The sequence below is a fragment of the Solwaraspora sp. WMMD791 genome, assembly GCF_029581195.1.
GTDB lineage: Bacteria > Actinomycetota > Actinomycetes > Mycobacteriales > Micromonosporaceae > Micromonospora_E.
In genome coordinates, this window is record NZ_CP120737.1 from 5,766,811 (window position 1) to 5,790,609 (window position 23,799).

Sequence of the window (23,799 nt, forward strand, 5' to 3'; positions counted from 1 at the left end):
TCCGCCAGATGTGACCTGAGTCTCACTTTGTCGCGCGGTGCCGGTGAGAACCCACTGGACTGTCGATGCCGGCGGCGGCGATGGTGGACGTATGCGGGCAGACGACATCTGGAACGACGAGACGGCCCGGCACTACGACACCCCCGGCACCGGCATGTTCGCCGCCGAAACGCTCGAACCCACCGTGGACCGGCTGGTCGCCCTGGCCGACGGTGGCCCGGCGCTGGAGTTCGCCGTCGGCACCGGTCGGGTCGCGGTGCCGCTGGCTGCCCGAGGGGTGCCGGTGACCGGCATCGAGCTGTCCCGGCCGATGGTGCGACAGCTGCGGACGAAGGCGACCGAGCAGCAGATCCCGGTGATCGTCGGCGACATGGCGACCGCCACCGCGCCGGGCAGGTACCGGCTCGTCTACCTCGTCTACAACACCATCTCCAACCTGCTCAGCCAGGCCGATCAGGTCGCCTGCTTCCGCAACGCCGCCCGTCATCTCGTCCCCGGTGGCCGGTTCGTCGTCGAACTCGAGGTGCCGCAGCTGCGTACGCTGCCGCCGGGCAGGGAGGCCACCGTCTTCCACGCCGACGACAGCTACGTCGGCCTGGACACCTACGACCTGCTCAGCCAGCATCTGGTGTCGCACCACTTCCGGATCGACGACAAGGGCCAGGTGAGCCTGTTCCGCAGCCCGCACCGCTACGTCTGGCCGGCCGAGATGGACCTGATGGCGCAGCTGGCCGGCTTCGAGCTGGAGTCCCGGCACGCCGACTGGTCGGGTGCCGAGTTCACCGCCGAGTCACCCGCCCACGTCTCCGTCTACCGCCTGCCCGGCGGCGACACGTCGGCTGGACCCGCGACCGCGTCGGCCGACACCGCGACTCCGCCGACGACCGTGTCGGCGGCGCCCGCCGGCCTGCAACCCGACTATCCGGTCCGTACCGAGCGGCTGCTGCTGCGGCCGCTGACCGCCGCCGACGTCGACGACCTGCTGAGCTACCGCAGCCGGCCGGAGGTCTGCCGGTACGTGCCGTTCACACCGATGACCCGCGACGACGTCGTCTCCCGGCTGGCGACGATGTGGGCGAACACCGGACTGACCGACGAAGGTCAGGCGCTCACCCTCGGCATCGAGGTCGCCGCGACCGGCCGACTGATCGGCGACGTGGTGCTCTTCTGGCACAGCCGCGCGCAGCGCGGCGGGGAGATCGGGTACGTCGTACACCCCGACGCCAGCGGGCAGGGTTATGCCACCGAGGCCGCCCGTGCCGTGCTCGGCCTGGGTTTCGACCAGCTCGGCCTGCACCGCATCGTCGCCCGGATCGACGAACGCAACACACCGTCGGCCCGGCTCGCGCGACGCCTGGGCATGCGTCAGGAGGCCCGGCTGGTGCGCAACGACTTCTTCAAAGGCGAATGGAGTACGGAGCTCGACTTCGCGATGCTCGCCGAGGAGTGGCCGGCGTACCGTGACGGAGGGACATCCGTACGGACCTGAGGAAGGTCGCGATGTGGGACCCGGCCGCCTACCTGCGCTTCACCGACCACCGTTCCCGCCCCTTCGACGACCTGCTGGCCAGGGTCGCCGTCGACGACCCGGCCACCGTCGTCGACCTTGGCTGCGGTCCGGGCACCCTGACCGTACGCCTGCTCGACCGCTGGCCCGCCGCCACGGTGACCGGCCTGGACTCCTCCGCCGAGATGATCGCCGCCGCCCGCGCGCTCGGATCCCCGGTGCGCTTCGACGTCGCCGACGTCACCGGCTGGGACCCTGACCCGGACCTCGACCTGGTGGTCTGCAACGCCGTGCTCCAATGGGTCCCCGGGCATCCCGCGCTGCTGACCCGGTGGGCGGACCGGCTGCCCCCCGGCGCCGTACTCGCCTTCGCGGTGCCCGGCAACTTCGACGCCCCGTCGCATCAGGCGATCCGCGCCGTGGCGGCGGACCCGAGGTGGCGCGACCGGCTGCCCACCATCCGGGGCGGCGACGTGGTGCTGGACCCCGCCGGGTACGCCGTGCGGCTGCTGCGCTCGGGCTGCCTGGTGGACGCGTGGGAGACCACGTACCTGCATCTGCTGCCCGCCGCCGACGACGACCCGGCGGCGCATCCGGTGCTGGCGTGGGTCGAAGGAACGGCGGCGCGGCCGGTGCGCACCGCGCTCGGTGACGCCGAGTGGGCGACGTTCCGTCGGCTGCTGGGGCAGGAGTTGGCGAGCCGGTACCCGGTCCGCGACGGCATGGTCTTCTTCCCGTTCCGGCGGGTGTTCGTCGTGGCGACGCGGCGGCCTCAGCCATCTGTCGGACGGGCCCGCTAACCTGTCCGACGGGAGGTGGCGATGGCAGACGCCGACGACGTCCGCCGGCTGGCGACGGCGTTACCGCAGGTGGTCGAGATCGACAGCGACGGCTTCGACTTCCGGGTCGGCGGCAAGGGTTTCATCTGGTCCTATCCGGAGCGCCAGCCGGGCCGGCCCCGGGTCATCCGCACCGACATCGCCGTGCTCTACGTCGGCGACGAGGCCGAGAAGCAGGCCCTGCTGCTCGGCGAGCCCGACCTGTTCTTCACCACCCCCAGCTACGACGGACTGCCGTTGGTGATGCTCCGGCTGGAACGCGTCGACGTCGACCGGCTCGCCGAACTGGTCACCGACGCCTGGCGGATGCGCGCCCCGGACGGGGTGGATCAGCTCCCCGCCTGATCCCGCGGCACCGACCGCACCTGCTCGAAGTGGAACTCGCGGATGAAGCAGTCCCGTGGCTGGTCGACCGCGAACAGCACGCAGTCGACGACCGACCGGGCGGTGATGTCCCGGTTCGCCGCAGGCGGAGACCATCATGACGATGTCCGGGCGGGTCGACCGGCGCAGCAGCGGCAGCAGATGCCGGGTCAACAGCACAGTGCCGGTCGCCCCACCGGCGATCACGGTGGTGATGTCGTCGTCGGAGCGGGCACCGAGATCCTCGCCGTCGAGGTAGCCGGCACCGTTGTTGATCAGCACGTCGAGTCGGTCGGTCCGGTCGGCCACGGCGGCGGCGAACCGCCGTACCGAGGCAGGATCGGCCAGGTCACAGCGCAGCGCCTCCGCGTGACCGGGCCCGCGACGGTTGATCGCTTCGGCGACCTGCTGCGCCGTGGCCAGGTCCCGGGCCGAGAGGATCACCCGTGCACCCTGACCGGCGAAGGCCTCAGCCAGCAGTTTGCCAGTGTCTCGCGCGGCACCGGTGACGGCGACCCGTAGTTCGTCGAGTTCCATGCCGCACAGCAGAGCACCTCAACCCTGGTTGAGGTCAACGGCGCGGCTAGCATCGGCGGAATGCGCGAGAAGGTGACCCGGCTGTTTGTCGTGACGGCGATCGCGGAGGCATTCTCCTGGGCCGGCCTGCTGGTCGGGATGGCGGTCAAGTACGGCCCGCCCGGAAACGAACTCGGCGTCCAGGTGTTCGGGCCGATCCACGGGGCGCTCTTCGCCGCGTACGGATTGCTCGCGCTGGCCGTGGCCTGGGTGCACCGGTGGCGGGTGCCGGTCACCGTCCTGGCGTTGGTCTGCGCGGTGCCGCCGTTCGCCACGCTCGCCTTCGAGCGGTGGGCCCGCCGGCGGGGCATGCTCGGCGGCGGTGGGGCAGCCCGGCAGGGCCAGGGAGTCAGGTCAGCTGTCCAGGGCGACGGTGACCGTGACCCGGCCCCGGTCGTCGCGGCGGGCGACGGCGTGCCCGGGGTGCTCGACGCCGTCGAAGTGCAGTGAGATCGGGCCGCCGTCGCCGGTGAAGTTGCGCCACCAGTTCTTCACGTCCGGCAGCTTGACGCTGATGGTGACGGTGTCGCCCGCGCGCCGGTAGCTGACCGGAGTGCTGAACGTGCGGCCCGACCGGCGCCCGGTGTAGGTGACGACTGTGATGCGCCGCTGGACCAGCCGACCCCACCGGCGCGACGACCGCAACCGCAGAACATGCCGGTTGAACCGGGCGGCGACGCGCGCCAGGAGCGGCCGCCGCTGTCCCTGCTGCCCCACTTGACCCTCCATCGTCACCGGCGCCGACCCCGTACGAGGCAACGTAACACCGCCACCGGAGGCCCGTGATTCCCGTGCGGCAGCGCATCACTGATCCCGGCGCTGGAACACCATCGCGGCCAGGCCGAGGAGCAGCATGGTCCACAGACCGACCCAGGCGACGTACGTCGTGGTCAGCGGTGCGGCGCTGAGGAACGGATGACCCTCGAACGCCTGCCCGAACTGCATCAGCAGGGTGGGGTCCTGGAAGGAGTTCATCGCCCCGCGCCACAGTCCATCGGTCGGCAGCAGCATCTGCGACACCGCTCCGATCCGCGCCACACTGTCGTTGCCGATCGCCTGCCCGACCCCGCCGATCACGCCCGCGACCCAGCCGGCACCGAACAGGCCGACCGCGACGATCCCCGACGCCATCGGTGAGACGGCGGTGGACAGCAGCAGGCCGAGGGTCAGCAGGACGACGGCCTGGGCGGCGAGCAGCGCCAGGCCGGCCACCGGCCGGGGCGGCCAGTAGCCGAGGGCGGCCCGGACGATCAGCAGCTGGGCGGAACCGGCCAGCGCGACGAAGCCGGCACCGAACACCACCAGGCCGAGCCACTTGCCGACCAGCACCGCCGACCGGTGTACCGGGCGGGCCAGCACCGCCAGCGCCATCCCTGACTCGGTCTCCCCGGCGACGGTGGGTCCGGCGAGGAACGCCGTACCGAGCGCGGCGATCAGACTCAGGCCGAACATCACCAGGTTGAGCACCATCGCGGCGACCAGCTTGGACTCGCCGCTGGTCAGGCCGCCGAACTCGGCGTCGATCCGGGAGAATCCCCAGGCACTGAGACCGAGGAGCACCGCGGTCAGCAGGGCCAACGAGCGCAGCACCCGCCGTCGGGCGGCCTCGCGCAGAGTGAGGGCGGCGACGGTCACCACCGTACGAGCGATCATCGTGGGACTCCTTCGCCGGCGCCGGTCCGCAGGATGCCCAACAGCCGGTCCTCCAGGCTCATCCGGGTCTGTTCGACGGCGTGTACCCGGGTGCCGAGGCGGACCAGATCGGCGACGAGGTCCGGCACCACGTTGTCGTCGTGCCCGCCGCCGTCCGGCGCGCCGGGCAGCGTGACGGTGAACCAGTCGCCGTCGTGGGTCAGCCGGCCGAGCGTGGCCAGCCGGTCCCGGGCCGGTACGCCGACCTGGGCCAGCCGCAGCCGCAGCTGCCGGGTGCCGAGCAGTTCCGCCAGGGTGCCGGTGGCGGCGACCCGACCCTGGTCGAGGATGACGACCCGGTCGCAGACCCGCTCCACCTCGCCGATGAGATGCGAGTTGAGCAGGACCGCGACGCCACGGGCCTTGAGCGCCGACAGCAGGTCCCGCACGTCGGCCCGGCCGATCGGGTCCAGCGCGCTCGTCGGCTCGTCCAAGACGACCAGTTCCGGGCGGGCCACCAGGGCCACTGCCAGACCGAGGCGTTGCTGCATACCCTTGGAGAAGCCGCCCACCCGGTCGTCGGCCCGGTCACCGAGCCCGACCAGGGCCAGACATTCCCGTCGCTCACCGGCCGGCACCGCCACGCCGGCCAGCCGGACATGCAGGCTCAGCACCTCGGCGGCGGTCAACCACGGCTGATAGCGGAACAGCTCCGGCAGGTAACCGACGCGGGCGCGGGCGCGCGGGTCGCGGGCCGGCTGCCCGAGGAGCAGCACCTCCCCGGCGTCGGGGCGGACCAGACCCAGCAGCATCTTGATGACGCTGGTCTTGCCGGCGCCGTTCGGTCCGAGCAGGCCGACCACCTCGCCGCGGCCGACGGTGAAGGACACCCCGTCCACGGCGGTCCGCCGCCGGTAGCGTTTGCGAAGGCCGGAGCACCACACCGCCGGTGCCGGTGGCAGCTCGGCGAGCAGCTGTCGGGCGGCGTCGCGGGCCGCCGCGCCGGTCATCGCCGCCACCGCAGTTCCCGGGCCACCGACAGGACCTCGGCACTGCTCAACGAGCCGGCGACCGCGTTGACCGTGCCGTCGTCGACCCAGACGACACCGGCGAGTACGCCGTCGCGGGACGCGAAGACCGTGGCCGGTACGCCGTCGACGTCGGCACCGGAACTCGTCAGCTCCTCGACCGACATGAACAACGGCAGTGTCGTGCCGTCGGCGGAGAATCCCCGCAGCTGCGCGGCGACGGTCTCGGGCAGGATCGGCAGCGAGAGCAGGTAGTCGCGGGCCACGTCGAACGGTACGCCCGACGAGTATGCGGTCGGCGCGGTGGCGCGGGCCACGATCAACGCCGGTACGGGGCGTCCCTGCGACCACACGGCGGCGAAACCAGGGCCGGCGACCAGCCGGAACTGGCTGCCGTCCAGTCCGGGTGGCGGTGGCGGCACGGTTGCACCGGCCGCCGCCGCGGTCCGCGCGGTCCGCTCGGCGGAGAAGGTGAACAGAGCGCTGACCCGGCCGGTGACGTGCAGGTCCGGCTGGCCGGTGACGCCGTCGGGCAGCTCGCTGACCTGCGGAACGGACAGTCCGGTGACCTGCTCTGCTGCGGCCGCGTCGGCGACCGGGCGGACGTCGACCGGTTCGGTCACCAGCAGCTCCCCGAAGTCGGACAGGTCGGGCATGCTGACCAGGTCGGCCTCGGGTGCGGTGACCGGGGCGATCCGTTCGGCGCGGAAGACCTGCAGCCAGTTCGTCGCGGCGGCGGTACCCGCCCCGGCGAGCAGGGCGGCCACGCCGACGACGGCGACGACCGGGCTGCGCCAGGCCAGTCGCCAGCCGGTCAGCCTGCGCCGGGTGCCGACGCTGGTCACCGCCGGCCGCCGCACACTCTCACCGGTACCGGTACCGGTACCGGTACCGGCATCGGCGGTGACGGCGACGGATCCGGCGGCACCGGCACCGGATGCGGCGGCGAGCGACCCGGCCAACCGGTGCCAACCCGCGTCCACGTCGGCGGTGACGTCGACCCGTAGCGCCGCGTCGACGGCCGCCGCGTCGCGCTGCGCGTCGGCCAGGCGGGCCAGGCAACCCGGGCAGCCGGCGACGTGCTCGCGATCGTCGGCGGCGACGCCGGCCGGTTCGTCGATCAGCCGGCGTAGCGTGCCGTCAGTCGGATGACGCATGACCGTTCAACTCCTCCCGTAGGGCGGACTCGGCGCGCCGTACCGTGGTGCCGACGCTGCCGGGGGAAAGATCGAGAGCTGCCGCGACCTCGGCGTAGCTGAGGCCGCTGTGCCGCAGCACCAGCGCCACCGCCTGCCGGTGCGGCAGCCGGGCCAGTGCGGCGCGGACCCGGCGGCGGTCTTCGAGGGCCAGCACCTCGTCGGCGACGTCGGCGGCCATCTCGTCAGTGCCGCGTGCGGCCACCTCACGGTCGGCCCGGCGCCGGCCGGCCCGGATGTGGTTGAGCGCGGTGTGCGCGGCGGCGACGGACAACCAACCGGCCGCCGCCCCCACCGGCACCGCGGAACGACCGAAGGCGAGGAAGACCTCCTGGGCGACGTCCTCGGCCTCGTCCCGGCGTCCCAGGACCCGGGCGGCGACCGCGACGACCTGCGGATACCAGGACCGGAAGACCTGTTCGAGGTCGGCCCGGACGGCACCCGGTGCCGGCGGTGTCGGCATCGTCGCGGTCTCCCTCCGCTCGGCTGACCTGCTCACATATCTCAAGCACCGCCGACGCGGAAGATGTGACAGGCCTCAGCCTCGTGCGTCGGCCTGGTCGAACACGCGGGCGATCCGCCGGTCGGCACGATCCAGACGACCGCGACCCCCACGAAGCACGCCGACGCGTTTCCCACGCCGACCGGGCCGCCCCGGTCGATGGTGAGCGCGCTGAGGATCCCGGCGACGTACACCACCGGGGAGATCTTGCCTTTGCGGTCGCTGCCGACTGCCCGCCGCAGCGGCGACTCCGGCCCCTGCCGCCGCACGATCACCCGTTGCAGGACCAAGGGTGAGCAGGTACGTCGGCAGCCCGGTGCCGGTCGCCGTGATCAGGTCGGACAGTTCGTGGCCGTCCGGCGGCTGCAGGCTCGGCACAATGATGGCGAGCACGCCGTCGCTGAACGCCTCCAGCCGACCGGTACGCACCGCGCCACCACCCCCGATCCCCGCACCCGTGGACTGCCGGGCGTGGTCGGGGCAACCGCAGCCGACCCTGCCCGGCGCGGCCGGCGCACCGGCCGCTACCTCGATCATGGCGGGATTCGCCGGGCAGGGTGGGCCGTTCAGCGGCTGACGTACGCCGCGAGGTGCTCGCCGGTCAGGGTGGACCGGGCCGCGACCAGATCGGCGGGGGTGCCCTCGAAGACGATCCGGCCGCCGTCGTGACCGGCGCCCGGGCCGAGGTCGATGATCCAGTCGGCGTGCGCCATCACCGCCTGGTGGTGCTCGATGACGATCACCGACTTGCCGGAGTCGACGAGCCGGTCCAACAGGCCCAGCAGTTGCTCGACGTCGGCGAGGTGCAGGCCGGTGGTCGGCTCGTCGAGGACGTACACGCCGCCCTTGGCCGCCATGTGGGTGGCCAGCTTCAGCCGCTGCCGCTCGCCGCCGGACAGCGTGGTCAACGGTTGGCCAAGGCTGAGATAGCCGAGCCCGACGTCGGCGAGCCGGCGCAGTACGGCGTGAGCGGCCGGCGTACGGGCCTCGCCGTCGGCGAAGAACTCCTCGGCCTGCGTCACCGACATCGCCAGCACCTCGCTGATGTCGCGGCCACCGAGCCGGTACTCCAGGACCGCCGCCTGGAACCGGCGGCCCTCGCAGTCCTCGCATACCGACGCCACCCCGGCCATCATCGCCAGGTCGGTGTAGATGACCCCGGCGCCGTTGCAGGTCGGGCAGGCGCCTTCGGAGTTGGCGCTGAACAACGCCGGCTTCACCCCGTTGGCCTTGGCGAACGCCTTACGGATCGGATCGAGCAGACCGGTGTACGTCGCAGGGTTGCTGCGCCGGGAGCCCCGGATCGCGGCCTGGTCGATCGACACCACGCCCTCACCCGGCGGGATCGAACCGTGGATCAGGGAACTCTTGCCCGATCCGGCGACCCCGGTCACCACGACCAGTACGCCGAGCGGGATGTCGACGTCGACGTCGCGCAGGTTGTTCGCCTTCGCACCGCGTACCGCCAGCGTGCCGGTCGGGATCCGGACCTTCTCCTTGAGGGTGGCCCGGTCGTCGAGGTGGCGACCGGTGAGCGTGCCGCTGGCCCGGAGCCCGTCGACGGTCCCCTCGAACACCACCTGGCCGCCGGCCGTGCCGGCCCCGGGGCCGAGGTCCACGACGTGGTCGGCGATCGCGATCGTCTCCGGCTTGTGCTCCACGACGAGCACCGTGTTTCCCTTGTCCCGCAGCCGCAGCAGCAGGTCGTTCATCCGGGCGATGTCGTGCGGGTGCAGTCCGATCGTCGGCTCGTCGAAGACGTACGTGACGTCGGTCAGCGACGAGCCGAGATGGCGGATCATCTTGGTGCGCTGCGCCTCGCCGCCGGAGAGGGTGCCGGACGGGCGGTCCAGGCTGAGGTAGCCGAGGCCGATCTCGACGAACGAGTCGAGGGTGTGCCGCAGCGACGCCAGCAGCGGCGCGACCGAGGGCTCGGAGAGGCCCCGTACCCACTCGGCGAGGTCGCTGATCTGCATCCGGCAGGCGTCGGCGATGCTGATCCCGCCGATCTTCGACGACCGGGCGGCCTCGGTCAGCCGGGTGCCGGCGCACTCCGGGCAGGTGGTGAAGGTGATCGCCCGTTCGACGAAGGCCCGGATGTGCGGCTGCATCGCGTCGACGTCCTTGGCCAGGAACGACTTCTGGATCCGGGGGATCAGCCCCTCGTACGTCACGTTGATGTTGTCGACCTTGATCCGGGTCGGCTCCTTGTACAGCAGCGCGTCGAGTTCCTTCTTGGTAAACCTGCTGATCGGCTTGTCCGGGTCGAGGAAGCCGCTGCCGGCGTAGATCCGGGCGTACCAGCCCTCGGTGCTGAAGCCGGGGATGGTCAGCGCACCCTCGTTGATCGACTTGCTGTCGTCGTAGAGCGCGGTCAGGTCGAAGTCGGTGACCGTGCCCCGGCCCTCGCAGCGTGGGCACATCCCGCCGAGCCGGCTGTACGTCGCCTTGACCGCCTTGCTGTTCGCGCCCCGGTCGACGGTGATCGCGCCGCTGCCGCGCACCGACGCGACGTTGAAGGAGAATGCGCTGGGCGGGCCGATCTGCGGCTGACCGAGCCGGCTGAACAGGATCCGCAGCATCGCGTTGGCGTCGGTCGCGGTACCGACCGTGGAGCGGGCGTCGCCGCCCATCCGCTCCTGGTCGACGATGATCGCGGTGGTCAGTCCGTCGAGCACGTCGACGTCGGGCCGGGACTGCGTCGGCATGAACCCCTGCACGAAGGCGCTGTACGTCTCGTTGATCAACCGCTGCGATTCCGCGGCGATGGTGCCGAACACCAGGGAGCTCTTGCCCGAACCGGAGACCCCGGTGAACACGGTCAGCCGACGTTTCGGCAGCTCGACGTCGATGTTGCGCAGGTTGTTCTCCCGGGCACCGTGCACCCGGATCATGTCGTGCCGGTCGGCGACGTGCGGCACGGCCGGCGTCGGGCCACTGCTCATCGTGACTCCCTGGTCAACTGCGCTGCTGGATACGGATCAGGTTGCCGGCGGGATCGCGGACGGCGCAGTCGCGGACTCCGTACGGCTGGTCGGTCGGCTCCTGGACGATGTCGGCGTCGGCCGACTGTAGCCGTTCGAAGACGCCGTCGAGGTCGTCGGTGGCCAGCAGGATGCCGGCGTACGTGCCCTTGGCCATCATCTCGGTGACGACGCGCCGTTCGTCGTCGGTGATTCCCGGATCGACCGCCGGCGGGTGCAGCACGATGGCGCTGGTGCCGGGCTGGCCGGCGGGCCCCACGGTGATCCAGCGCATGCCCTCGTAGCCGACGTCGTTGCGGACCTCGAAGCCGAGCAGATCGCGGTAGAAGGCCAGCGCCGCGTCCGGATCGTCGTGTGGAAGGAAGGTCGAATGAATCGTGATGTCCATGCCGGTCACGGTAGTGGCGATCGACCCGGCCGGACTTCTTGATTCCTGACCGGTGCCGGATTCCTGACCGGCCGGGTCACCTGCTTGGCCACGCACGACGGAATCCCGGCGGTGGCGCGGGTGGCCTGTCGGCGGTAGGCACCCGGCGGCGAACCGACCAGTTCGGTGAACCGGGTGGTGAACGTACCGAGCGAGGAACAACCCACGGCGAAACAGACATCGGTGACAGTCATGTCACCACGCCGTAGCAACGCCATCGCCCGTTCGACCCGGCGGGTCATCAGGTACGAGTACGGCGACTCCCCGTACGCCGCCCGGAACTCCCGGCTCAGATGGCCGGCGGACATGTGCACGCCCCGGGCCAGCGTCTCGACGTCGAGCGGTCGGGCGTACTCCCGGTCGATCCGGTCCCGGACCCGGCGCAGGAGAGCGAGGTCGCGGAGCCGGCGTGTCGCCGCGGTGCTGCTGGTCACCTGCGCGATGGTGCCACGCCCCGGCCGGATCCGCCCAATCCGGCCGGCAGATGACCGTGTCGCCGGGAGATGGTGAAGTCGAATTGTTTTCTGATTGGACTCAATGAGTCGTTGATTTGTCAAAAATGGTCGATCGTCCTGGTTGTCGCATCGTCGACATAACGCTATCGATCTTATCTTCCGTGATTTCTCATGAGTGAGGTCGCGGCAATCGGCCGCGAATGAACATCGATGGAGGAACGCATGTACAAGAGAACGAGGGCGCTCGTCGGTGCCGTTGTCGCGGCGACCGTCGCGCTGACGGTCCTCGGCGGCAGCGCCGCGTACGCCGTACCGGAGGAGAACAAACAGGTCACCCGGGGGGCGCTCGCACAGGCCGACGAGCGCCGTGCGCCCGACCGTGGCGCCCGCGCCAGCGTCGCCGCCCCGGCCGCCGCGACGGCGACCCTGGCGGTCATCCAGCGGCGGATCGCCGACTACGTCGCCACCCACGGCACGAAGTACACCTTCGGCAGCTACCTGGACGCCACCACCGGCCGGATCGTCGTGGACACCGACGCGCCCGCCGACGTGGTGGCCGCGCTGACGAAGCCGACCGGCACGACCGCAGGCCACCTGCAGGCAGCCAACGCCGTGCAGGTGAACACGTCCACGATCAGCGACTTCTGGCACCGCCGCGACGACATCCAGCCGTACTGGGGCGGTGGCGGCATCACCCAGACCGCCGGGGTGGCCTGGTGCTCGGCCGGGTACGCCGTGCAGAACGGTGCCGGCACCCGGTTCTCGGTCACCGCCGGGCACTGCTTCGCCAACGGCATCAACGTGCTCACCGAGTCGGGCGCCAACGCGTACGGCGTCGTGTCGAACCGCCGGCTGCCCACGGTCAGCGGCCATGCCCAGGACATGGAGCTGGTCGGTGGCCGGTCCTACGCGGGTCGGATCTTCACCGGCGGGGTGACCAGCACCTCCAGTGCCCCGGTGGTGGCGGCCGGCACCGCATACGTCGGCTTCACCGACTACTGCCACAGTGGCCGCACCACCGGTGAGCACTGTGGGCACACCGCGACCAGTATCACCGGTCAGGTCTGCACCTCCACCGGCTGCAAGTCGCCGGTGATCGTCTTCACCGGCGGTACGCAGCCGGCCGGCGGCGACTCGGGCAGCCCGTTCTACGTGAAGGACTCCTCGGGTGGCGCCTGGATCCGGGGCAACGTGATCGCCGGCAACGGCGTCACCAGCTACGCGGAACGTTACATCGACGTCGCGGCCGCGTACGGCGTCAGCATCGTCACCGGCTGACCCGCACCGAGGCAGCCGGTTGACCCGCACGCAACAGTGAAAGGGCCGGGGACCATCCAGCGGTCCCCGGCCCAGCTCGTGCCCGGGTCGACAGTCGCGGCCCTCAGGTGACCCGCAGCGGCCAGGGGCCGCCGTAGGACACCAGCCGGTCCGTACCGTCGTCCGGGGCGATCGCCACCCGCGCGTACAGCTCGTAGTCACCGGCCGGCACCGGCCCGCCGGACGGTGCGCAGGAGACCAGCGGTACGTCGCCGGGCAACTGCTCGACGTCGCCGGCGGCGAGATCCCACTGGACGCCCATCAGGTCCTGCGCCGCCGGTACCGCCGTGACCCGGCCCTGCTGGACCAGGAACACCTCGGCCCGTGGGCTGACCACCCCCCGGACGGCGCGGTGGCTGGTGACCTCGACGGTGCCGGTCACGTCCCGGTCGGTGCCGGACACGCTCGACGGGAACTGCCCGTCGACGGCCAGCACCCCGTCGTCCGGTGCCTCGAACTGCTGTCCGCAGCCGAGCGCGTCGGCGCCTGGCCGCGGTGACGGATCCATCGTCGTACCCTCCTCCGGCACCGGCTGCGGGTCGCCGACCCCGCCGGTGCCGGTGCCCGCGCAACCGGCGGCGGCGAGCGCCACGATGAGCGAGACGAGCGCGAACCCTGCGGCGTAGCTGCGATGCTCCTGCATGGCCACCTCCTTGGCGAGGGGCATCGGATCAGACAGCGATTGGACGTGTACGCAGCGGCGCCGGTTCCCGTACCTGTCCGATCTGTCCGGCACCGGCACCAGATACGGGCCCCGGTTGACCGATGCCCGATCATTACCTATACGCTCGTGATACTTGGATGATAGGGAAGTAAAGAGTAGTTTGGTGTCATGGACTTTCTTGGGTACGTCGACCCGCACCAGCGGGGTCGGCGATGAACGCGATCTACCGGTCCGAAGCTGCTCGCCGCGCCGTCGAGCAGCGGTACCGGGCATTTCTGGGGCGCTGGCCGGCGTCGGCGACGGAGTCGACGGTCCCCACGCGGCACGGTGACACCTTCGTGATCGTCAGTGGACGCCGCGACGCCCCGCCGGTCGTCCTCCTGCACGGCGGCAGCTTCAACTCGACGGCGTGGACCGGTGACGTCGCCACCTGGGCGCAGACCCACCGGGTGTACGCCGTCGACGTCATCGGTGAACCCGGCCTCAGCGCGCCGTCGCGGCCCCCGCTCACCTCCGGCAGCTACGCCGAGTGGCTCGATGACGTGCTCGCCGCGTTCGACATCGGCCAGGCGGCGTTCGTCGGTGCCTCGCTCGGCGGATGGCTGGCGCTCGACTACGCGCAGCGCCGACCCGATCGGGTCACCCGGCTCGCGTTGCTCGTACCCGCCGGCATCGGGCGGCAGAAGTACGGCGCGGTCGTCGGGTCGCTCCTCCTTCTGCCGTTCGGCGAGTGGGGTCAGCGCGCGGCCGTCCGACTCGTGCTCGGCCCGGCGCCGGCGGCATCCGACGCCCCGGACAGGCCCGAGTCGGCAGAGCTGGCCGACTTCCTGCTGCTCATCCAGCGGAGCTACCAGTCACGACGCAACCGGCTGCCGATCTTCAGCGACGACGGCCTGCGCCGCCTCGCCGTTCCGTTGCTGGTCGTCGCCGGAGCGAAGGACCGGCTGCTGGATTCCCGGCAGACCGCCCGCCGGGTACGCCGACTGCTGCCGCACGCCGCCGTCGTCCTGCTGCCCGACACCGGGCACATTCCGATCGGGTACACCCGGTCCGTCCACCGGTTCCTGACCGGCGACGATGCACGCCCGGCAGGCGGGTGACCGGAAACTGGCGGCGGGTAGGCTGCGGAATCCGGTGCGGATCGGTGACGGAGGGTTCCCTTGCGTACGGATTTCGTCGTCCTCTACGAACGGGCCAGCCGGCAGTTCTGCGACCTCGTCGCACAGGTCGGTGGCGACCAGTGGCGCGCGCCGACGCCATGCTCCGAATGGGACGTACGGACGCTGGTCGACCATGTGGTCCGCGGCAACCTCGCGGTGCTCCCGGTGCTCGACGGCATCCCGCTGGCCGACCTCGGCCGGCTCGACATCGCCCGGCCGGATTTCGACGTGCTGGGCGGCGACCCGCTCACGGCGGTACGCCACTCGGTGGACGTCGCGGTCGAGGCGTTCGCCCGCCCCGGAGTGCTCGACACCGTCGTCCACCACCCGGTCGGCGACATGCGGGGCCGGCGGCTGGCCGGACTGTGTTTCAACGACAACCTGGTGCACAGCTGGGATCTGGCCCAGGCGATCGGCGTCGACGCGACCCTGGACCCGGCGCTGGTCGAAGCCGCGCATGCCTTCGTGGAACCGGTGGCGGAGGCCCTGCCGACCGGGTACTTCGCGCCGGCACCGCAGGTGGGGGCGGACCCGGACCGGCAGACCCAGCTGCTCGCCCTGCTCGGGCGGGACGCGCGAGCCTGGAACCGGTCGCGGTAGTCGTGGGAACGCCGCTGTGCCCAGGGTGTCGGGTAGCCCTGGTCACGATCGACGGTCTCCGACCGTGGTGTCAACGGTGCGAGTGGAACCTGGACGACGTCGGGCCGGTCGACGGCGGTTGGCTGGCCCGGTTGGTCACCAGGATCGACCGCCGGGCGGACGGTGGCCGTGCAGCCGCCGGCGGGCGATGCCCACGACCGGGACGTGGACGGTGTCCACGCGCTGTTCTACACCGTCTGGCAGCTCGTCGCCGGTGCGCTGCGTCAGTGGCGTACGGATGTTCTGCGGGCCCGCTGCTGGCCAGCCACTCCGCTTCTGGGCAGCTGTCTATACAGTGAATTGATGTCCAGTGGTGCGTCGCTCCTGGGTGTCGTGGCGATCTCGGCTGCGGCCACCGCCTTGGTCGGGGCGCTCATCTGGGTCATGGTGGCCGCCCCAGCGGCGGGCCGAGGAGCTGGAGATCAGTGCCCTGCGCGCCGACCTGCTGCGCCGGGCCGGATCTGGCGGCTGGGTCGAGACCGACCCGCCACCGGAGCTGACCTGGCGAGGGTTCGGCACGGTCATTCCGGACGAGAAGCGCCGCTGTGCCCTGGTCGGTACGCATGACGGGCGCCAGGTGGCGCTGATCTGGTGCAGCTACGAGGACAACGATTGGGCGTTGCGCGGCTGGTCCGACCGCCCGGTCCGGATCGAAGGGCGGGCCCTGCGGGTCGTGGTCGACGGCTGGCCACGGTTGGCAGACCTTGGCGTGCACCTGACCGCCGCTACCACGCTCGCCGCCGCGTTGTCGGTGCCGCGACCGACGGTCCGCCGCCCGCCGGATCCTGACCCGGCGTTTGTGGCTCCCCGCTGTGGGTGAGACTTGATATGCAAGTGAAGACTTGCCTATTGTGGGCTGCGTGGCGGTCCTCTACCGGGCACTCGCGGACCCGACCCGGCGGCGGATCATGGACGAGCTCGCCCGCAAGGGCGGGATGAGCCTGTTCGAGATCTGCACCCGACTGCTCACCGAGCACGGCACCACCTCGACCCGTCAGGCGATCTCCCAGCACCTGGCAGTGCTGGAGGAGGCCGGACTTGTCCGCTCCGAACGGGTCGGCCGCACCAAACTCCACTACCTCGACACCCGACCGCTGCGCTCGATCATCGAGCGGTGGCCACTCACCGATGAGGAGAAGACATGAAAGCCCGCATCTACGTGACGAGCGTCTTCGTCGACGACCAGGCCAAGGCGCTGGCCTTCTACACCGGCAAGCTCGGCTTCGTCCCCAAGACCGATTTCCCGGTCGGAGCCCACCGGTGGCTCACCGTGGTCGGCGCCGACGCCCCGGACGGCGTCGAGCTGCTGCTGGAGCCCGACGAGAACCCGGCCGCCCAGGCGTACAAGCAGTCGCTCGCCGAGCAGGGCATCCCGGCCGCCTCGTTCGCCGTGGACGACGTCGAGGAGGCGTACCGGACGCTGCAGGCCGACGGGGTCACGTTCGTCCAGACTCCCACGCCGATGGGCCCGGTCGTCGGCGCGGTCCTCGACGACACCTGCGGCAACCTCATCCAACTCGTCAGCCCGGCCTGAGCCCTCACCTCGACGTTGTCAGGTGAGCGGGGTCGAGGTCAACGCCACCACTACCTCACGTTTCGTGACCGGCGCCCATCGACATACCGTCCCGGGCAGTATTCCTGTGTGGAATAGTTATTCCACACAGGAATACTGTTCTGCCGCTGTACTGGTCCGCCAGGGCCAGGGTGTGTCATCGTCGCTCGCGCCTACATCATCGCGTCGCGGTAGCCGACGGCCGATCGGCGGAGGTCAGGGGAGCCAGCCGGGGCGGACCAGGCCGGCCTCGTACGCGAACACCACCAGCTGGGCGCGGTCCCGGGCACCGAGCTTCACCATCGCCCGCGACACATGCGTCTTCGCCGTCGCCGGGCTGACCACCAGCCGGACGGCGATCTCGTCGTTGGACAGCCCGGTGCCGACCAACGCCACGACCTCCCGCTCCCGGTCGGTCAGCTCGGCCAACCGTCGAGGTGCGGCCGGAGCGGCGGTACGGGCGGCGAACTGCTCGATCACCCGCCGGGTCACACTCGGCGACAGCAGACCGTTGCCGGCGGCCACCACCCGTACCCCCTGGATCAGCTCGGCCGGCTGCGTGTTCTTCACCAGGAACCCGGCCGCCCCGGCGCGCAGCGCCTCGCCGACGTACTCGTCCAGCTCGAACGTGGTCAGCACGACGATCCGTACCTCGGACAGCCGCGGGTCGGCGGCGATCTGCCGGGTCGCGGTCAGCCCGTCCACCCCGGGCATCCGGATGTCCATCAGGACCACGTCCGGCCGGGTCTGCCGGGCCAACCGGACCGCCTGCGCGCCGTCGCCGGCCTCACCGACGACCTCGATGTCGCCCTCGGCGGCCAGCAGCGCCCGGAACCCGGCCCGGACCAGCACCTGATCGTCGACCAGCAGCACCCGGATCACGAAACGACCTCCTGCGGCGACGACTCAGGGCCGATCGGCAGGCGGGCCCGTACCCGCCAACCGCCACCGCCGTCCGGTGCCGGACCGGCGGTCACCTCGCCGCCCAGCGCGGCGGCCCGCTCCCGCATTCCGGTGATCCCGTTGCCCGCCGGGGCCGCCGCGCCCGAGGCCGCAGCAGCCGGCCCCGGTGCACCGGCGCCGTCGTCGTCGATCTGGAGCATCAGCGCATCCTGCCGGTATCCGATGGTGACAGTGGCGGCGGCATCCGGGCCGGCGTGCCGCCGCACGTTGGTCAACGCCTCCTGCACGATCCGGTACGCCGCCCGGTCCACGGGAGCCGGCAGCGGCCGGACCGTACCGTCGATCACCGTCCGGGTCGCCACGGCGGCGTCGTCGGTCAGTTCGCCGAGCCGGTCCAGCCCTGGCGCCGGGGCACGCGGCGCGGCCTCACCGCTCGGGTAGAGCGTGTCGAGCACCGCCCGGACCTCGCGCAACGCCTCCGCGCTGGACTGCGCGATCGCCTCCAGCGCCGCACGCGCCTGTTCCGGGTCGCGGTCCATCAGGTGCAGACCGACCCCGGCCCGTACGTTGATCAACGACAGATGATGACCGAGCACGTCGTGCAGTTCGGCGGCGATCCGCAGCCGCTGCTCGGTGGCCCGGCGGCGCTGCCGCTCCTCGGAGAGACGGCGCTGCTCCGCGACGCCCTCGCGGACCCGGTCGGCGACGAGGGTGCCGATCTCGGTGATCAGCCCGGCGGCGACGATCAGCGCCAACGCCAGCACCGCCTGACGCAGGGCCGCGCCGGTGACCAGCACCCAGATGCCGTACGCCGTCGTCGCCGTCGCGCCGACCAGCCAGCGGTGGCCGGCGGCCCGCGCCGCCGACGCGGCGATCATCGGCGCCAGCAGGGTCACCCCGGCGGGCTGGTCCAGCAGGTGGTACGCCAGGGTCGCGGCGACCACGATCAGGAAGTTGCGCCGGGGGGAACGGTGCCGGTCGGCCAGCGCCAGCCCGCTGAACACCAGCAGCGCGTACCCGATGATCGAGACGCTGCCGGACTGCCAGCTCGCGGCGATCGCGGTGCAGACCGGCTGCCCGATCGCGGTCAGCACCGCCAGGCCCGGCCCGCGCCGCGACGTCGGCCGGGCCGCCGAGGCGACCGCGCCGGTGTCGGTGTCGTGGTGCGACCGGCTCATGCCCGCACTGTAGGCCGGCCGGCGTCCACGGCGGCAGCCCCGACGGGGGCAGCCCGGCGTACTCCCGGGGGAGTAGGCCGCCCGCCGCGCTACCGCGCCGGGCGCAGCCGGGGTGCCGCCGACGTGCCGACGTGCCACCCGGGCCGTCGCCGAGATGCTGTGTCCACCAGCGGATCCAGTGAGGAGAATCAGCGATGAAGGCGATGGTCCAGGACCGGTACGGCTCACCCGACGTGCTGCGGTTGCGTGACGTCGACACCCCGTCCCCCGGCGACGGCGAAGTGCTGGTGCGGGTACACGCCAGCTCGGTCAACGCGTACGACTGGCACATCATGCGCGGCGACCCGTACGTCGCCCGGTTTTCGTTCGGGCTGCGGCGGCCCCGCGCGGCGGTGCGCGGCCAGGACTTCGCCGGCCGGGTCGAGGCGGTCGGTGCGGCGGTGACCCGGTTCCGCCCCGGTGACGAGGTGTACGGCGAGGCCGGTCCCGCCGGCGGCGCGTTCGCCGAGTACCTGTGTGTGGCGGAGGGTCTGGTCGAGGCGAAACCGGCGAATCTGGGCTTCGCGCAGGCGGCGGCGGTGCCGCTGGCCGCCACCACCGCCCTGGTCTGCCTGCGGGACGCCGCCGATCTGCGGGCCGGGCAGCACGTCCTGGTCAACGGGGCGTCGGGCGGGGTCGGCACCTTCGCGGTGCAGCTGGCCAAGGCGTACGGGGCCCAGGTGACGGCGGTGTGCCGGACCCGCAACGTCGACCTGGTCCGGTCGCTCGGCGCCGATCACGTCGTCGACTACACCCGGGAGGATTTCACCCGTACCGATGCCGTGCGGGCCGGCCGCCGCTACGACGCGCTGCTCGACCTGGTCGGCAACCGGTCGTTGGGCGACTTGCGGCGGGTGCTGACCCCGGACGGCACGCTGCTGCTGTCCGGTGGGGGAGTGTCCACTGGCGGCACCGTCTTCGGCCCGATGGGTCTGCTGCTGCGGGGACCGCTGGTGGGGCGGTTCGTCCGGCAGCGCATCGTCGCGCCGATGGCGACGGCGGGCCAGGGACACCTGGCGACGCTGCGGGAGCTGGTCGAGGCGGGCAAGTTGACCCCGGTCGTCGACCGGACGTTCCGGCTCAGTGAGGTGCCGGCGGCGATCCGGTACGTCGAGACCGAACACGCCCGCGCCAAGGTCGTCGTCACCATGTGACGACGGAGGGGACAGCGACGATCGACGGTTCGACATATCCTCGGTGGGCAGGTGACGGGGGTGGCGATGACGACGGGCCGGATGAGCGAGCTGCTGGCGCAGGCCGAGCAGGCCGGGCAGGTCGACGGGCTGCACGGGGTCGTGGTGGTGTGCGGTGGTCAGCTGCTGTGGGAGCACTACGGCACGGGCGAGGACTTCTCCTGGGAGCACTCGCTGGGGCCGGTCCGCTTCGGCCCGACGACGCTGCACGACCTGCGCTCGGTCACCAAGAGCGTGACCGCGCTGCTGTACGGCATCGCTCTCGGTGACGGGCTCGTTCCGGCCCCGGCGCAGCCGCTGCTGGGGCGGTTTCCCGAGTACCCCGACCTGGCGGCCGACCCGGACCGGGCCAGGCTGACCGTCGCGCACGCGCTGACCATGTCGCTGGGGCTGGACTGGCGCGAGGACGCCCCGTACGACAGCCCGGACAACGGCGAGATCGCCATGGAGCTGGCCCCGGACCGCTGCCGGTACGTCCTGGAGCGGCCGGTGGTGGAGCCACCCGGCGAGCGCTGGTCCTACTGCGGTGGTGCGACCGCGCTGCTCGGCAAGCTGATCGCCGACGGCACCGGGCAGGCGTTGGAGGCGTACGGCCGGGCGCAGCTCTTCGCGCCGCTCGGCATCGAGCAGTTTCACTGGATGACCGGCGACGACGGGGTGGCCTCGCCCGCGTCCGGGCTGCGGCTCACCCCGCGTGACCTGGCCCGGATCGGCGAGCTGGTGTTGGCCGGCGGGGTCTGGGGTGGCCGTCGACTGGTGCCGGCCAGCTGGATCAGCGAGATGCTCACGCCTCGCTTGCAGACTCCCTGGGGCGCCGAGTACGGCTACCACTGGTATCTGCAGACCGTCGCCGGTCGTCAGACGGCGTCGGCGATGGGCAACGGCGGCCAGCGCCTGATCGTCCTGCCCGACCTGGAGCTCGTCGTCGCGGTGACCGCCGGCAACTACGACGACCCCGAGCAGTGGCGCACCCCGGTCGCGGTGCTGGAACAGGTCGTCCTGCCTGCGCTGGAGAAGGTGTGATGACACTGGTGGCCGGGGTCGACTCGTCGACCCAGTCGACGAAGGTCGTGGTCTGTGACGCGGACACCGGGGAAGTGTTGCGTGAGGGCCGCGCTCCGCACCCGGACGGCACCGAGGTCGATCCGCGCGTGTGGTGGGCGGCGTGGGAGCAGGCCAGCGCCGGGCTGCTGGACGGGGTCGCCGCGATCGGCGTCGGCGGGCAGCAGCAGGGGATGATCTGCCTCGACGACGCCGGCGAGGTGGTCCGGGACGCCCTGCTGTGGAACGACACCCGGTCGGCGCAGGCGGCGGTCGACCTGACCGACGAGTTCGGCGGCCCGCAGGCGTGGGCCGACGCGGTCGGTCTGGTGCCGGTGGCCAGCTTCACGGTCACCAAGCTGCGCTGGTTCGCTCGCGCCGAACCGCAGCTCGCGGCCCGGACGGAGATGGTGCTGCTGCCGCACGACTGGTTGACCCACCGGCTGCGCGCCGACGACGGGGCGCCGACGACCGACCGGGGTGAGGCCTCTGGCACCGGCTACTGGTCGGCGGCGGCCGGGGAGTACCGGCGGGACCTGATCGAGCTCGCCTTCGGCCGGGACGTGGCGCTGCCCCGGGTCGCCGGGCCCGCCGAGGTGGTCGGGGAGACCGCGTCCGGTGCGCTGCTGTCGGCCGGCACCGGCGACACCATGGGTACGGCGCTCGGCGTCGGCCTGCGCCCCGGTGAGGTGGTGGTGTCGCTGGGCACCTCGGGGTGCGTGTCCGGGGTGAGCGAGGTGCCGACCGCCGACCCGAGTGGGCTGGTGGCCGGCTACGCCGACGCGACCGGTCGGTTCCTGCCGCTGGTGTGCACCCTCAACGCGGCCCGGGTGCTGGTCACGGTCGCCGACCTGCTGGGCCGGTCGTTGGCCGAGCTGGACGAGTTGGCGTTGTCGGCGGCACCGGGTGCGGGCGGGTTGACGCTGCTGCCGTACCTGGACGGGGAACGGACCCCGAACCTGCCCGACGCGCGCGGGCTGCTCGCCGGGATCACCCGGGCGAACGCGTCGGCGGCGAACCTGGCCCGGGCGGCGGTGGAGGGCATGCTCGGCGGCATCGCCGACGCCCTCGACGCGTTGCGCGTCCAGGGCACCCCGGTGGAGCGGGTGCTGCTGGTCGGCGGTGCGGCCCGGTCCCGCGCGGTACGGGCGGTCGCGCCGGCGCTGTTCGGCGCGCCGGTGAGCGTGCCGCGTCCGGCCGAGTACGTGGCGCTCGGTGCGGCCCGGCAGGCGGCGTGGGCGCTGCGGGGCGGTGCCGAGCCACCGCAGTGGCCGGTGGAGGCCGAGGAGGTCGCCGCCGCCGGCACCCCGCAGGTGCACGAACGGTACGTCGACGTCCGGCAGCGGGCGCTCCCGCTGCTGACCTGACCCGTTGGGCCTACCTGGCTGGCTTGTCTGACAGCTGTTACGCCGGTCACCGGGACCGGTACGCATCACCACGGTGCTCAACAGCGGTAACCGTGATCACGCGCTGCTCATCGTCGATTTGGTACGACACCCGGTAGGCGCCGCGTCGGGCCGACCAAGTGCCTTCGTAGGGTGGGAGCAGGAGAGGTTTACCGAGCCGGTGTGGGTTGTCGACCAGCACGGTGGTCACGAATTCGTACACCGCTGCGGCGACCTTTTCCGAGGGCCGTCCGGCAAGGGCGCGGGCGACCGGGCCGGTGAAGCGCAGCTGGTAAGGGCGCGGACTCGTCGGATCGTTCACTGGTCGCCGGCTCGCTTGGCACGCTCAGCCATGAGGGCGGCCACCTGATCGGGATCCAGCACGTCACCTGCGGCGATGGCTGTCCGGGATTCGGCAAGCTGGCGCATGACCTCCGGGCTGGAGAGTACGTCCAGGGTCTCCTCAAGCGTTGCCAGGTCGTCCGGGGAGATGAGGACCGCGACCGGCCGCCCGTGGCGGGTGATCTCGAAAATTCTTCTGTTCTTGACAAAATAAGTCGTCGGTGACAGTCTCGGACACATGTTGGACGTAGCGGTGATCGAGGACCCGGCGGCGGCCGAGGTCTCGCTCGACCCGATCCGGGCCCGGCTCCTCGCCGAGTTGGCCGAGCCCGCCTCGGCGACCATGCTCGCCGCCCGGATCGGCCTGGCCCGGCAGAAGGTCAACTACCACCTGAAAGCGCTCGAGCAGCACGGCCTGGTCGAGCTGGTCGAGCAGCGGCGCAAGGGCAACGTCACCGAGCGGATCATGCGGGCCACCGCCGGTGCGTACGTGATCTCACCGGCCGCGCTCGCTGCCGTCGCGCCCGATCCGGCCGCCGCCCCCGACCGGCTCTCCGCCCGCTGGCTGCTCGCCGTCGCCGCCCGGCTGGTCCGCGACGTCGGCGCGTTGATCACCGGCGCGGACCGGGCGAACAAGCGGGTCGCGACCTTCGCGATCGACGGCGAGATCCGCTTCGCCTCCGCCGCCGACCGGGCCGCCTTCGTCGAGGAGTTGACCAGTACGGTCACCGCCCTGGTCGGCAGATACCACGATGAGACTGCCCCCGGCGGCCGGCCGCACCGCCTCGTCGTCGCCCTGCACCCCGACACCGCCAGCACCGGCCCGGATGCCAGTTCCGAACCGGCCGGCATCCAGACAGCACAGGAAGGCTGACCC

Annotated in this window: 28 protein-coding genes and 2 pseudogenes; 15 read left to right on the forward strand and 15 right to left on the reverse strand. The window is 71.9% G+C overall.

The window, feature by feature from the left end; genetic code table 11:
* Positions 1–91: 91 nt before the first annotated feature.
* The 3 genes from O7623_RS31420 to O7623_RS25950 are packed head-to-tail and all read left to right on the forward strand — an operon-like array spanning position 92 to position 2,691.
* The gene (locus tag O7623_RS31420) at positions 92–1,489 is read left to right on the forward strand and encodes a GNAT family N-acetyltransferase (protein WP_348775110.1); all 1,398 of its coding nucleotides are present in this window, start codon (positions 92–94) and stop codon (positions 1,487–1,489) included.
* An 11-nt stretch (positions 1,490–1,500) separates the two neighbouring features.
* Complete coding sequence (locus O7623_RS25945) at positions 1,501–2,307, forward strand: trans-aconitate 2-methyltransferase (RefSeq protein ID WP_282225571.1); 807 nt, start codon at positions 1,501–1,503, stop codon at positions 2,305–2,307.
* Positions 2,308–2,328: 21 nt separating this feature from the next.
* Positions 2,329–2,691, forward strand: coding sequence for an MmcQ/YjbR family DNA-binding protein (locus O7623_RS25950; RefSeq protein ID WP_282225572.1), 363 nt, complete (start codon positions 2,329–2,331; stop codon positions 2,689–2,691).
* On the opposite strand, the pseudogene O7623_RS25955 reads toward O7623_RS25950, so the two are convergent.
* Positions 2,676–3,246 (reverse strand): annotated as a pseudogene (locus O7623_RS25955) (SDR family NAD(P)-dependent oxidoreductase). The gene O7623_RS25950 and the pseudogene O7623_RS25955 overlap by 16 nt on opposite strands.
* Positions 3,247–3,306: 60 nt before the next feature.
* Here O7623_RS25955 and O7623_RS25960 point away from each other — a divergent pair.
* Positions 3,307–3,600, forward strand: a pseudogene (locus tag O7623_RS25960) (DUF3817 domain-containing protein); the annotation flags it as partial.
* Between the two features lie 39 nt (positions 3,601–3,639).
* Here the strand turns inward: O7623_RS25960 and O7623_RS25965 are convergent.
* From O7623_RS25965 to O7623_RS25990, 6 genes are all read right to left on the reverse strand, one after another.
* Positions 3,640–4,002 (reverse strand): nitroreductase/quinone reductase family protein, encoded by a 363-nt coding sequence (locus O7623_RS25965; RefSeq protein ID WP_282225573.1) that lies wholly within the window; start codon positions 4,000–4,002, stop codon positions 3,640–3,642.
* Between the two features lie 87 nt (positions 4,003–4,089).
* Positions 4,090–4,938, reverse strand: coding sequence for an ABC transporter permease subunit (locus tag O7623_RS25970; protein WP_282225574.1), 849 nt, complete (start codon positions 4,936–4,938; stop codon positions 4,090–4,092).
* Positions 4,935–5,927, reverse strand: coding sequence for an ABC transporter ATP-binding protein (locus O7623_RS25975; RefSeq protein WP_282225575.1), 993 nt, complete (start codon positions 5,925–5,927; stop codon positions 4,935–4,937). The genes O7623_RS25970 and O7623_RS25975 overlap by 4 nt, the downstream gene beginning before the upstream one ends.
* On the reverse strand, positions 5,924–7,102 hold the full coding sequence (locus tag O7623_RS25980; RefSeq protein ID WP_282225576.1) for a hypothetical protein: 1,179 nt from the start codon (positions 7,100–7,102) through the stop codon (positions 5,924–5,926). Before O7623_RS25980 ends, O7623_RS25975 begins: the two co-directional genes overlap by 4 nt.
* Positions 7,086–7,604: a sigma-70 family RNA polymerase sigma factor gene (locus O7623_RS25985; protein WP_282225577.1), complete on the reverse strand. Its 519-nt coding sequence runs from the start codon at positions 7,602–7,604 to the stop codon at positions 7,086–7,088. Before O7623_RS25985 ends, O7623_RS25980 begins: the two co-directional genes overlap by 17 nt.
* Before the next feature lie 41 nt (positions 7,605–7,645).
* A complete protein-coding gene (locus O7623_RS25990) occupies positions 7,646–7,918 on the reverse strand; it encodes a hypothetical protein (protein ID WP_282225578.1) in 273 nt (90 codons plus the stop codon).
* A gap of 104 nt (positions 7,919–8,022) precedes the next feature.
* Here O7623_RS25990 and O7623_RS25995 point away from each other — a divergent pair, with 104 nt between their 5' ends.
* Positions 8,023–8,220: a hypothetical protein gene (locus tag O7623_RS25995; protein WP_282225579.1), complete on the forward strand. Its 198-nt coding sequence runs from the start codon at positions 8,023–8,025 to the stop codon at positions 8,218–8,220.
* On the opposite strand, the gene O7623_RS26000 is transcribed toward O7623_RS25995, so the two are convergent.
* Genes O7623_RS26000 through O7623_RS26010 form a run of 3 tightly spaced genes read right to left on the reverse strand, consistent with a single transcriptional unit; the run spans position 8,210 to position 11,488 of the window.
* The gene (locus O7623_RS26000; protein WP_282225580.1) at positions 8,210–10,588 is read right to left on the reverse strand and encodes an excinuclease ABC subunit UvrA; all 2,379 of its coding nucleotides are present in this window, start codon (positions 10,586–10,588) and stop codon (positions 8,210–8,212) included. The two genes, O7623_RS25995 and O7623_RS26000, sit on opposite strands and share 11 nt — an antisense overlap.
* Before the next feature lie 13 nt (positions 10,589–10,601).
* Complete coding sequence (locus O7623_RS26005) at positions 10,602–11,015, reverse strand: VOC family protein (RefSeq protein WP_282225581.1); 414 nt, start codon at positions 11,013–11,015, stop codon at positions 10,602–10,604.
* A gap of 5 nt (positions 11,016–11,020) precedes the next feature.
* Positions 11,021–11,488 (reverse strand): helix-turn-helix transcriptional regulator, encoded by a 468-nt coding sequence (locus tag O7623_RS26010; RefSeq protein ID WP_282225582.1) that lies wholly within the window; start codon positions 11,486–11,488, stop codon positions 11,021–11,023.
* A 243-nt stretch (positions 11,489–11,731) separates the two neighbouring features.
* Here O7623_RS26010 and O7623_RS26015 point away from each other — a divergent pair, with 243 nt between their 5' ends.
* A complete protein-coding gene (locus tag O7623_RS26015) occupies positions 11,732–12,787 on the forward strand; it encodes a hypothetical protein (protein WP_282225583.1) in 1,056 nt (351 codons plus the stop codon).
* A 103-nt stretch (positions 12,788–12,890) separates the two neighbouring features.
* Here the strand turns inward: O7623_RS26015 and O7623_RS26020 are convergent, their stop codons facing one another.
* Positions 12,891–13,469 (reverse strand): hypothetical protein, encoded by a 579-nt coding sequence (locus O7623_RS26020; RefSeq protein WP_282225584.1) that lies wholly within the window; start codon positions 13,467–13,469, stop codon positions 12,891–12,893.
* A gap of 233 nt (positions 13,470–13,702) precedes the next feature.
* Here O7623_RS26020 and O7623_RS26025 point away from each other — a divergent pair, with 233 nt between their 5' ends.
* The 5 genes from O7623_RS26025 to O7623_RS26045 all read left to right on the forward strand — a co-directional run bounded on the left by O7623_RS26025 (position 13,703) and on the right by O7623_RS26045 (position 16,823).
* Positions 13,703–14,590: an alpha/beta hydrolase gene (locus O7623_RS26025; protein ID WP_282225585.1), complete on the forward strand. Its 888-nt coding sequence runs from the start codon at positions 13,703–13,705 to the stop codon at positions 14,588–14,590.
* Between the two features lie 60 nt (positions 14,591–14,650).
* Positions 14,651–15,250: a TIGR03086 family metal-binding protein gene (locus O7623_RS26030; protein ID WP_282225586.1), complete on the forward strand. Its 600-nt coding sequence runs from the start codon at positions 14,651–14,653 to the stop codon at positions 15,248–15,250.
* 367 nt (positions 15,251–15,617) lie between these two features.
* Positions 15,618–16,109 (forward strand): hypothetical protein, encoded by a 492-nt coding sequence (locus O7623_RS26035; RefSeq protein ID WP_282225587.1) that lies wholly within the window; start codon positions 15,618–15,620, stop codon positions 16,107–16,109.
* A 40-nt stretch (positions 16,110–16,149) separates the two neighbouring features.
* The gene (locus O7623_RS26040) at positions 16,150–16,434 is read left to right on the forward strand and encodes a metalloregulator ArsR/SmtB family transcription factor (RefSeq protein ID WP_282225588.1); all 285 of its coding nucleotides are present in this window, start codon (positions 16,150–16,152) and stop codon (positions 16,432–16,434) included.
* Positions 16,431–16,823, forward strand: a complete 393-nt coding sequence (locus O7623_RS26045; protein WP_282225589.1) for a VOC family protein — start codon at positions 16,431–16,433, stop codon at positions 16,821–16,823. The genes O7623_RS26040 and O7623_RS26045 overlap by 4 nt, the downstream gene beginning before the upstream one ends.
* Positions 16,824–17,057: 234 nt before the next feature.
* On the opposite strand, the gene O7623_RS26050 is transcribed toward O7623_RS26045, so the two are convergent.
* Complete coding sequence (locus O7623_RS26050) at positions 17,058–17,723, reverse strand: response regulator transcription factor (protein ID WP_282225590.1); 666 nt, start codon at positions 17,721–17,723, stop codon at positions 17,058–17,060.
* Entirely contained in the window at positions 17,720–18,922 is a 1,203-nt protein-coding gene (locus O7623_RS26055) for a histidine kinase (RefSeq protein ID WP_282225591.1), read from the reverse strand. Before O7623_RS26055 ends, O7623_RS26050 begins: the two co-directional genes overlap by 4 nt.
* A 194-nt stretch (positions 18,923–19,116) precedes the next feature.
* On the opposite strand from O7623_RS26055, the gene O7623_RS26060 reads away from it, so the two are divergent.
* From O7623_RS26060 to xylB, 3 genes are all read left to right on the forward strand, one after another.
* Positions 19,117–20,115 carry an NAD(P)-dependent alcohol dehydrogenase gene (locus O7623_RS26060; protein WP_282225592.1) on the forward strand — a complete coding sequence of 333 codons (999 nt, stop codon included), beginning with the start codon at positions 19,117–19,119 and terminating at the stop codon, positions 20,113–20,115.
* A 66-nt stretch (positions 20,116–20,181) separates the two neighbouring features.
* Entirely contained in the window at positions 20,182–21,177 is a 996-nt protein-coding gene (locus tag O7623_RS26065) for a serine hydrolase (RefSeq protein ID WP_282229583.1), read from the forward strand.
* Positions 21,177–22,562 carry a xylulokinase gene (xylB, locus tag O7623_RS26070; RefSeq protein ID WP_282225593.1) on the forward strand — a complete coding sequence of 462 codons (1,386 nt, stop codon included), beginning with the start codon at positions 21,177–21,179 and terminating at the stop codon, positions 22,560–22,562. The genes O7623_RS26065 and xylB overlap by 1 nt, the downstream gene beginning before the upstream one ends.
* 46 nt (positions 22,563–22,608) lie before the next feature.
* Here xylB and O7623_RS26075 read toward each other — a convergent pair whose 3' ends face one another.
* Both O7623_RS26075 and O7623_RS26080 read right to left on the reverse strand, forming a co-directional pair.
* A complete protein-coding gene (locus O7623_RS26075) occupies positions 22,609–22,902 on the reverse strand; it encodes a type II toxin-antitoxin system RelE/ParE family toxin (protein ID WP_282225594.1) in 294 nt (97 codons plus the stop codon).
* Positions 22,899–23,162: a type II toxin-antitoxin system Phd/YefM family antitoxin gene (locus tag O7623_RS26080; protein ID WP_282225595.1), complete on the reverse strand. Its 264-nt coding sequence runs from the start codon at positions 23,160–23,162 to the stop codon at positions 22,899–22,901. Before O7623_RS26080 ends, O7623_RS26075 begins: the two co-directional genes overlap by 4 nt.
* On the opposite strand from O7623_RS26080, the gene O7623_RS26085 reads away from it, so the two are divergent.
* A complete protein-coding gene (locus O7623_RS26085; RefSeq protein ID WP_282225596.1) occupies positions 23,161–23,796 on the forward strand; it encodes a helix-turn-helix domain-containing protein in 636 nt (211 codons plus the stop codon). The genes O7623_RS26080 and O7623_RS26085 overlap by 2 nt on opposite strands.
* Positions 23,797–23,799: the final 3 nt, after the last annotated feature.

What these genes read in the sequence shown, in the direction of transcription:
- O7623_RS26000 (WP_282225580.1), bottom strand. Translation starts at nt 10,588, where the DNA reads ATGAGCAGTGGCCCGACGCCGGCCGTGCCGCACGTCGCCGACCGGCAC.
- O7623_RS26045 (WP_282225589.1), top strand. Translation starts at nt 16,431, where the DNA reads ATGAAAGCCCGCATCTACGTGACGAGCGTCTTCGTCGACGACCAGGCC.
- O7623_RS26065 (WP_282229583.1), top strand. Translation starts at nt 20,182, where the DNA reads ATGACGACGGGCCGGATGAGCGAGCTGCTGGCGCAGGCCGAGCAGGCC.
- O7623_RS25980 (WP_282225576.1), bottom strand. Translation starts at nt 7,102, where the DNA reads ATGCGTCATCCGACTGACGGCACGCTACGCCGGCTGATCGACGAACCG.
- O7623_RS26060 (WP_282225592.1), top strand. Translation starts at nt 19,117, where the DNA reads ATGAAGGCGATGGTCCAGGACCGGTACGGCTCACCCGACGTGCTGCGG.
- O7623_RS31420 (WP_348775110.1), top strand. Translation starts at nt 92, where the DNA reads ATGCGGGCAGACGACATCTGGAACGACGAGACGGCCCGGCACTACGAC.
- O7623_RS25975 (WP_282225575.1), bottom strand. Translation starts at nt 5,927, where the DNA reads ATGACCGGCGCGGCGGCCCGCGACGCCGCCCGACAGCTGCTCGCCGAG.
- O7623_RS26020 (WP_282225584.1), bottom strand. Translation starts at nt 13,469, where the DNA reads ATGCAGGAGCATCGCAGCTACGCCGCAGGGTTCGCGCTCGTCTCGCTC.
- xylB (WP_282225593.1), top strand. Translation starts at nt 21,177, where the DNA reads ATGACACTGGTGGCCGGGGTCGACTCGTCGACCCAGTCGACGAAGGTC.
- O7623_RS25945 (WP_282225571.1), top strand. Translation starts at nt 1,501, where the DNA reads ATGTGGGACCCGGCCGCCTACCTGCGCTTCACCGACCACCGTTCCCGC.
- O7623_RS26005 (WP_282225581.1), bottom strand. Translation starts at nt 11,015, where the DNA reads ATGGACATCACGATTCATTCGACCTTCCTTCCACACGACGATCCGGAC.
- O7623_RS26080 (WP_282225595.1), bottom strand. Translation starts at nt 23,162, where the DNA reads ATGTGTCCGAGACTGTCACCGACGACTTATTTTGTCAAGAACAGAAGA.
- O7623_RS25985 (WP_282225577.1), bottom strand. Translation starts at nt 7,604, where the DNA reads ATGCCGACACCGCCGGCACCGGGTGCCGTCCGGGCCGACCTCGAACAG.
- O7623_RS26025 (WP_282225585.1), top strand. Translation starts at nt 13,703, where the DNA reads ATGAACGCGATCTACCGGTCCGAAGCTGCTCGCCGCGCCGTCGAGCAG.
- O7623_RS26085 (WP_282225596.1), top strand. Translation starts at nt 23,161, where the DNA reads ATGTTGGACGTAGCGGTGATCGAGGACCCGGCGGCGGCCGAGGTCTCG.
- O7623_RS26015 (WP_282225583.1), top strand. Translation starts at nt 11,732, where the DNA reads ATGTACAAGAGAACGAGGGCGCTCGTCGGTGCCGTTGTCGCGGCGACC.
- O7623_RS25970 (WP_282225574.1), bottom strand. Translation starts at nt 4,938, where the DNA reads ATGATCGCTCGTACGGTGGTGACCGTCGCCGCCCTCACTCTGCGCGAG.
- O7623_RS26055 (WP_282225591.1), bottom strand. Translation starts at nt 18,922, where the DNA reads ATGAGCCGGTCGCACCACGACACCGACACCGGCGCGGTCGCCTCGGCG.
- O7623_RS25995 (WP_282225579.1), top strand. Translation starts at nt 8,023, where the DNA reads ATGATGGCGAGCACGCCGTCGCTGAACGCCTCCAGCCGACCGGTACGC.
- O7623_RS25950 (WP_282225572.1), top strand. Translation starts at nt 2,329, where the DNA reads ATGGCAGACGCCGACGACGTCCGCCGGCTGGCGACGGCGTTACCGCAG.